This is a genomic window from Actinosynnema sp. NPDC023658 (assembly GCF_040639995.1).
In the GTDB taxonomy this organism is placed as follows: Bacteria; Actinomycetota; Actinomycetes; order Mycobacteriales; family Pseudonocardiaceae; genus Actinosynnema.
This window is the reverse complement of record NZ_JBFAAX010000280.1, coordinates 1-7,678: the sequence shown is the minus strand read 5'-3', so window position 1 is coordinate 7,678 and position 7,678 is coordinate 1. Positions and strand designations below refer to the sequence as shown.

3 protein-coding genes and 2 pseudogenes are annotated in these 7,678 nt (G+C 68.0%); all 5 read right to left on the bottom strand.

All coding sequences use genetic code 11. The features are described 5' to 3' along the window. Nucleotides 1-958: 958 nt before the first annotated feature. Nucleotides 959-2,152: an IS701 family transposase gene (locus tag AB0G02_RS23780; protein ID WP_360797669.1), complete on the bottom strand. Its 1,194-nt coding sequence runs from the start codon at nt 2,150-2,152 to the stop codon at nt 959-961. 50 nt (nt 2,153-2,202) lie between these two features. Continuing rightward, the gene (locus AB0G02_RS23775; protein WP_360797668.1) at nt 2,203-4,584 is read right to left on the bottom strand and encodes a BTAD domain-containing putative transcriptional regulator; all 2,382 of its coding nucleotides are present in this window, start codon (nt 4,582-4,584) and stop codon (nt 2,203-2,205) included. 51 nt (nt 4,585-4,635) lie between these two features. Further along, a pseudogene (treS, locus tag AB0G02_RS23770) lies at nt 4,636-6,315 on the bottom strand (maltose alpha-D-glucosyltransferase); the annotation flags it as partial. A gap of 201 nt (nt 6,316-6,516) precedes the next feature. Next, nucleotides 6,517-7,101, bottom strand: a pseudogene (locus tag AB0G02_RS23765) (caspase family protein); the annotation flags it as partial. Next, nucleotides 7,085-7,444: a hypothetical protein gene (locus AB0G02_RS23760; protein WP_360797667.1), complete on the bottom strand. Its 360-nt coding sequence runs from the start codon at nt 7,442-7,444 to the stop codon at nt 7,085-7,087. The pseudogene AB0G02_RS23765 and the gene AB0G02_RS23760, both read right to left, overlap by 17 nt. Nucleotides 7,445-7,678: the final 234 nt, after the last annotated feature.

Here is a 7,678-nt window from a genome sequence, read left to right as displayed (position 1 = left end):
GGGGTGGGGGTGGGGGGGTGGTGGTGCGCGTCTGTGCCCAACTGGGGGGGTGGGGCGGGCGGGGTGGGGGGGGGGGGGGTGCCCGGTGGGGCCCCCGTCGGGGGCGTCGGGGCGGCCGGGGGCCCGCCCAGCACCCCTCCTGCGCCGCCCTCCGCCGCCGCACACAGGAGGCGCTGGGCGGTTTCGACATCTTCGTCCCGGTCGGGCTCGACGCAGCGACGCCAGAGCAACTCGGCCAAGGCCGCCATCGGTACGTCCTCAATCATCGGGACATCCTGCCCGACCAGTCCGACTCGGTATGCTGCCCGGCGTGACCCCGGCGAGCGGAGGAGAAGCTCTCGCGCTAGCCGGACGAGAGCGTGACGCCGCAGCCGAAGCGGTCCACGAAGCACTGGCAGCCCTCAAAGTCGCGAGCATCCATGCCAAGGCCCAGCTGGAGGCAAGCGGGGTGCCGTTGTCCACGATCGCGGCCGAGCTCAAGGTGTCGCCGAGCGAGATCTCCAAGCTCGCACCCGCTGGGCCGGACTCCGATTGGACTCCGCGTAGCGCCAGCATGTGCAAGCTGTTCGACGGACGCACCGGTGGCGTCCACCGGCTCGTTGAACTGCGGGCCGCGTTGGACACGGCCAAACGGGCCCTACGTGAGACTGAACGGAAGTATGTCCTGGTCCAGGCCAAGGTCGACGCGATGCCTGCGCCGGCGGAACCACAGGTACAGGACCCACCCCATCCGCCGGGCCACCATTCGGTCGGTCTTGATGGCGCGGTGAGCAACAACTCCTCATGGGCGTCGAGAAACGCCTGCCGTGCCGCTGCCGGGTCGGGTTCTAGTACTCCAGCCGCAGTTTGTTGTATATAGCCTGTCTTCGCTGGTATTGGGCTTGTTTGGCGCGGTGTTGGTGGCGTCTGCGCCAGCGGGACCAGCGCCAGGTGTGGGCGCGGTCGGAGACGGTGGTGATCAGGTGTGCCAGGAGACGCCTGACCTCGCCGAGGGTGACCGGGATGAGGCCGCTGCCAGGGCTTTTGGGGCGATGGCGGCGGTGACGGCGAGGTAGGTGTGGGCGAGCATCGCAAGGGTGATGTGGCGGTACCAGGCGTCGTAGCGGCGGACCTGGTACTGGTCCAGGCCGACCTCGGTCTTGGCGGTCTGGAAGCAGTCCTCGACAGCCCACCGTGACCCGGCCACCCGGATCAGGTCGTCGTCGGTGGTTCCCGTTGGGGCGCAGCACAAGTAGTAGGCCAGTTCGTGTTCGCCGCGCCGGTTGGCGGTCAGGGAACGGCGGATCAGCAGCCATCGTCGCCAGCCCGGCGGGGTGGTGTCGTCGTAGACGGGTAACGAGGCCACCGCCCAGTCGAACAGGCGTGGTCCTTTGGCGCCTTGGCCGCAACTGCGGCGCTTCCACGCCGCCGACGGGGCGTCGGCGGTCAGGAAGTCGGCGCGGGTGGCGCCCGCCGTGGCGGGAATGGTCTGACTGCTCGGCACGGCCACCACGTAGGCGACGCGCTGATCTTCAAGCCAGGCCCGGAATTTCGAGTCGCCGCCGTAAGCCTCGTCCGCGGTCACCCAGCGGGCGGGCACACCGGCGTCCAACGCCCGGGCCAGCATCGCGCGGGCGAGCACGGGCTTGGTCGCGAACTCCACGGTGTCTGGCACCGCCGCCTCCCGACACCGTTCCCGGTCGGCGACCCAGGACTTGGGCAGGTACAGCTCACGGTCGATCAGCGTGCGACCTTTGCTTGTGGTGTAGGCGAGAAACACGCCCAGCTGGCAGTTCTCGATCCGACCGGCGGTGCCGGAGTACTGCCTCTGCACCCCGGCGGACTTGTCGCCCTTCTTCAGGAACCCGGTCTCGTCCACCACCAGCACGCCCTCGCCGTCGGCCAGGTGCTCCACGGCATAGTCACGGGCGTCGTCGCGTACCCCGTCGACGTCCCATGTCGCGGCGTTGAGCAACCGCTGCATCCCGTCCGGCGTCGCCTCACCGGCCACTTCCGCCAACGTCCAGCCGTTCTTGCCCGCGATCGGAGCCAACAGGCCCCGAACGTACGCCCGAGCCCGACGCCGCGGCTCCGCCCGCAGAAACCGTCCCGCCACCCGCCCGAACAGCTCGTCCAAGCCGCTCACCCACGCCTGGATGTCCTCATCGACCAACACAAGATCGACAAGCTACCAGAATATGATCACGAACTGCGGCTGGAGTACTAGTCGAGCACGGTGTTGGTGGTGTAAGCGAGGGTGTCGAGGCGCTGCTGCACGTGTTCCGTGTTCTCGTGTCGTCGTTGTCGTCGATAGTGCTCCAGTGCTTCCTGCCACACGGCGTGGGCGTGGTCGGCTCGGCCGAGTACGGAGTAGGTGTCGCCGAGTTGGGTGAGGGTGCGGGCAACGGAGTCGGTGACGTCGTTGTCGCGCCAGAGGGCGAGGGCCTGCTGGTAGTACTCGGCGGCCGTGTGGTGCTGACCGGTGTGGTGAGCGGTGTAGCCGAGGGTGTCCAGCGTTTCGGCTTCACTGATCGGATCGGGGTGGCGGGAGAACACGGTGAGGGCGGCTCGGCAGTGTTCTCGAGCCTTCCGGTAGTCGCCCAGTCGGGCGGCGTGCCAGGCCACGGCGTTGAGCGCGTCGCCTTCCCAGGTCGGGTGATCCAGGGTGCGGAAGAGGTTCAGGGCCTGGGTTGCGTGCCGTAGTGCCAGCCTGTCGTCGGTCCGGTGCCCCCACGCCTGTGCGAGCTGGAGGTGGGTGTGGGCCTGGTTGGTGCGGTCGTGGTGGTGTTCGGCCAGTGCGAGCGATGCGCGCAGGTGTTCGATCGCCTCGTCGTGCTGTCCCGACTCGGAGTGGGTGCAACCGAGGATCCGGTGGGCGGTCATTCGGGCGGTGACGTCGGTGAGGTGCTCTGCGGCGGAGAGTGCGAGAGTCCAGACGTCGAACTGGTCGCCTAGTCGCCTCCGTCGCAGTTGGAAGGTGCTCAAGACCCAGGCGAAGTCCCACACGGTCTGGTGGCGGGACTGGGCGGCGGCGGTGCGTTGGGCGGCGAGCAGACAGGGGTGTTCGGCGTCGAACCAGGTCAGGGCCGCGGAGGCATCGGACAGTGGGTGGGGGCGGCAGCCGGGTGCTGGAGAGCCCAGTCGGATCGGCGCGCGGTGGGGGTCCAGAAGCCGGTCGGCGGTGTGGGCGGTATGCAGGTAGTAGTCCACCACGCGGTGCCACGCCGCTGCCCGCTCGTCCCCGGGCACCAGGTGCTCGGCGGTGTCGGCAGCGTGGGCGCGGATCAGATCGTGCATCCGGTGACGGCCCTGGGCGTTCGACGTGGTCAACGATGCACGTTCCAGTCCTCGGAGCACCGTCGTGGTTCGGTCCGGGGGTAGCCCGGTGAGTGCGGCGGCGGCAGGAAGATTGATGTCGGGGCCTGGGGCTATGCCCAACAGGGTGAACGCGACGGCCTGGTCCGAAGTGAGGGTGCGGCGCGACCAGGACAGGACAGTGGGGAGGCTGGCGGCGGGTTCGTCGTCGTCCAACGCGTCGAGGCCCAGGTCTCGCAGTTCGGCGGAGAGTGCGGACAACCACAGGTCGGTGCGAGTGTGGGCGCGGCTGGCCACGATACCCAGCGCCAGCGGGAATCCGCCGCACAGGCTGATCAGCTCGTCGACCGCTGGGCGTTCGGCGTCGACCCGTGTTCTGCCGAGCCGGGCGGCCAGCAGGCCACGGGCCTCCCCGGTGGAGAGCACGTCGAGTGGCAGGTGGTGGGCGCCGTGGCCGGTGACCAGGCCCGTGAGTCGGTTCCGGCTGGTCACGACGACCACGCACGCCTCGCCGCCGGGCAGCAGTGGGACCACCTGGTCGGTGTCGATGGCGTTGTCCAGCACCACGAGCACGCGCTTGTTCGCGGTCAGGCTGCGGAACAGCGCGGCCCGATCGCTCACGTCGGGGGGGACCGCTGCCGGCTCGACGCCCAGGGTGGTGAGGAACCCGCGCAGTGCCGCGGCGGGTGCCAGCGGCACGCCGTCCGGGCTGAAGGCGCCCAGGTCCACGAACAGTTGGCCGTCCGGGAACCGGTCGAGGTGGCGGTACGCCCACCGCAGGCTCAGCCAGGTCTTGCCGAAGCCACCGGCACCGGTAATGGCTGCGATCGTCATCGCGCCGCTGGGTCGTGCGGCCTCAACAAGGCTGTCCAGGCGGTGAAGCTCTTCGTGGCGGCCGACGAATGCGGCAGGGGCGGCGCGCAACTGACGGGGCACCACCGCTGCGGCACCTGTCGGCCTGGGGGCGAGGGCGGTGTCGACGGCGAGGACCTGCTCGTGCAGCCGCTGGAGCGCGGTGCCGGGTTCGACGCCCAGGTCCTCGATCAACCGCGCACGGGTCAATCGGTAGTGCTCCAAGGCGTCGTTGGTGCGCCCCGCCCGATGCAGTGCCAGCAGGTATTGGCCCGCCACCCTCTCGTCCAATGGGTGTTGGGCGGTCCGCGCGGCCAGTTCGGCCACCAGCCCTCCGCTTTCCCCGGTGCGCAACCGGGCGTCGACCAGGTCGTGCTGTACGGCCAGCCGTTGCTGTTCGAGCCGATCGCGTTCGGCCTGCGCCCACTCCCCGTGCACGAAGGCCGAACGCGTTGCCGCGATTGACGGTCGAGTCAGGTTCTACAACTGTCATGACGCTGACGCGAACATTTCGAGCTCGAACCAGAAGAACGCGTAGCCCGGGAGGGTGAGCAGGTAGGGAAGCTCGCCAATCGCGGGAAAACGTCCTCCACCGGTCAGTTCGACCGGTGTCGCGTCGGTGAACTCGGACAGGTCGAGCTCTACCGCCTGGGGAAAGCGGGACAGGTTGTTGACGCAGATGATCAGATCCTCGTCCACCCTGTTCGCCTGGTCGGCCGGCACGTACCGCAGGTAGGCGAGAACGCTGGGGTTCGAGGAGCTCAGTTCCACGTACTTGCCGAGGCTGAACCCCAGGTGTGCCCGGCGCACCTCGATCATCCGCCGCGTCCAGTTCAGCAGCGACGACGAGCTGTTCAGCTGTGCTTCGACGTTCAGGCCTTGGTAGCCGTAGACCGGGTCCATGATCACCGGCAGGTAGAGCTGACCCGGGTCGCACGAGGAGAAGCCCGCGTTGCGGTCGGGAGTCCACTGCATGGGGGTGCGGACTCCGTCGCTGTCGGCGAGCCAGATGTTGTCGCCCATACCGATCTCGTCGCCGTAGTAGAGAACGGGTGAACCGGGCAGGGAGAGCAGCAGGGCGGTGAACAGCTCGTGCTGATCGCGGTCGTTCTCCAGCAGCGGGGCGAGGCGGCGGCGGATTCCGATGTGCTCCTTCATCCTCGGGTCCATGGCGTACTCCGACCACATGTAGTCGCGCTCTTCGTCGGTCACGATCTCGAGCGTCAGCTCGTCCTGGTTGCGCAGGAAGATCCCCCACTGGCAACCCGAGGGGATTTGTGGCGTCTGCGCCAGGATCTCCGAGATCGGGAACCGCGACTCCCGGCGCACCGCCATAAAGATTCGCGGCATCAGTGGGAAGTGGACCGCCATGTGGCACTCATCCCCACCCGCGGTCGGGTCACCGAAGTACTCCACGGCATCTGCGGGCCACTGGTTGGGCTCGGCCAGCAGCAGCCGGCCGGGATACTCCTCGTTCACGAGCTTCCGGCACCTCTTGAGGAAGTCGTGCGTACGCGGAAGGCTTTCGCCGGTCGTGCCCTCCTGTTCGAAGAGGTACGGCACGGCGAACAACCGGAACCCATCCACGCCGATGTCGAACCAGAACCGGAGGACTTCGAGCATCTCGTCCTGCACCTCCGGATTCTCGTAGTTGAGGTCGGGCTCGCGTGAGGAGAACCGATGCCAGAAGAACTGTCCGCGCACCGGGTCGTGCGTCCAGTTGGACGACTCCGTGTCGACGAAGATCACCCGGGCGTCCGCGTAGCGATCGTCCGCGTCGCTCCAGACGTAGTAGTCGCCATAGGGGCCATCAGGTTCGCGGCGTGAGTGCTGGAACCAGGGGTGCTCGTCGGAGGTGTGGTTGAGCACCAGGTCGACGATGATCTTGATGCCGCGTGTGTGCGCACTGTCCAAGAGGAGCACGAAGTCCTTGAACGTGCCGAACTCCGGCAGCACGGCGCGGAAGTCCGAGATGCCCCGGCCGCCACCGCGCAGCGGTGCGACACACGGACCGATGATCAGGCAGTCGACGCCGAGCCACTCCAGGTAGTCGAGACGGGCGGTCAGCCCGTTCAGGTCGCCCACCCCGTCGCCGTTCGAGTCGGTGAACGCCCGGATCAGCACCTCGTAGAAGACCGCAGTCTTGTACCAGACCGGCACGATCGGACTTGTCGCCGCGCGTACCTCGCGCCAGCGTGACACGGCACCGGCGACGGCGGCGTTGCGGCTGAACAGGAAGCCATCGGCGGTGCCGGTGTTGCGCTGGTTGGGCTCCGGCATCCCGTTCCCTTGCAACTTCTTGCGCAGGTGCCGGTAGATGATGCTCAACGACAGGTGCTCGGGCTGTCCGAGGATGCCCTCGCGAACCAGGCCGACGAACGCGTCGGTGAACGACGTGGCCTCCTGCACCTGCTGCTCCAGCGGCACCACGTGCGCTACTCGATCACTGGCCGTCAGGGTGTACACACCTGCCGTCTCGGTCAGGTCCGCGATGGCGTCGGCACCACCGGAGAGCGCCTCGATCGCCCGCCCGGAGTAGCAGCAGTCGAGGATCACGATCTTCACCCTGGCCGGGCTGTCCAGCAGCAACTCGCGGACGCGCTGGTACTCCAGTCCCGTGACGTCCGCGTGCTCGTTCTTCGTGTCCGACACGGTGAGGCAGAGCTCGCCGCGTGGCAACAGCACACCGTGGCCGACGTAGTAGAGCAGCAGGACGTCTTCGGCCGCCCATGCGTCGGTCCGCAGCGCCTGGATCAGCAACCTGTTGTCGGACACGTCTTGCATTGTCGTCACGCGCTCGGCCGGCCATCCGCACAACAGCGGCTCGGTCAGCAGGTCGCGCATCGCCTTCAGGCTGTTGGCCGCCGCGGGGAGTTGCAGGAACGATGAGTCGTCATACCTGGAGGTGCCAACCAGGATCGCGCGCGATCGTGAAAAATCAATCTTCTCGCTCATCGTCGGCATCCAGTGTTCGGTCCAGCAACGGCAGCACGTCGTTCGCGTCGAGGTTGCGGGCGTCGACCGTCGTTGTACCGGACTTGGTCTTCACCGTGATGGAGATGCTCGGCTTGCGCGTGCGCAACCACGCTGTCAGCGACTGCGCCAGCACCGCGCCGGCACCCCCAGTTCCCAGCGCCACCACCAGCACGTCAACCGCTCCCCCGAGGTCGGTTTCTCCCGGCTCCGAGCGGATTCCGCGAACCGCGCCGGCCAGCTCGCGCTGGGTCCGCAACCACGACCAGATGTCGGCCAGCTCGTCAACCTCATCGCCGCCGCTCACCGCGATCAGTACATCCATCTTCTGAAGCTCACCTCACCTGCGGGGCGTTCCGGTGTCCGTCTGCTTCCCGGTGTCCGTCTGTCACGTGATCGATTCGTACGCGATCCCCGTTACACGTTCGCGCCACCGCGCCTGCCTCCCATGAGCGACCGGGACGAGGACGCGGAGATGGCGACGCGGCCCGGAGCCCGCACGTCGTGCGCCACCAGGTGGTCGACCAGCCGCGCGGCGGCCTGCCCCGAGCGCTGCCCG

Excerpts from the sequence above, each read along its gene's own strand:
- AB0G02_RS23760 (WP_360797667.1), bottom strand. The coding sequence starts at position 7,444 with ATGGATGTACTGATCGCGGTGAGCGGCGGCGATGAGGTTGACGAGCTG.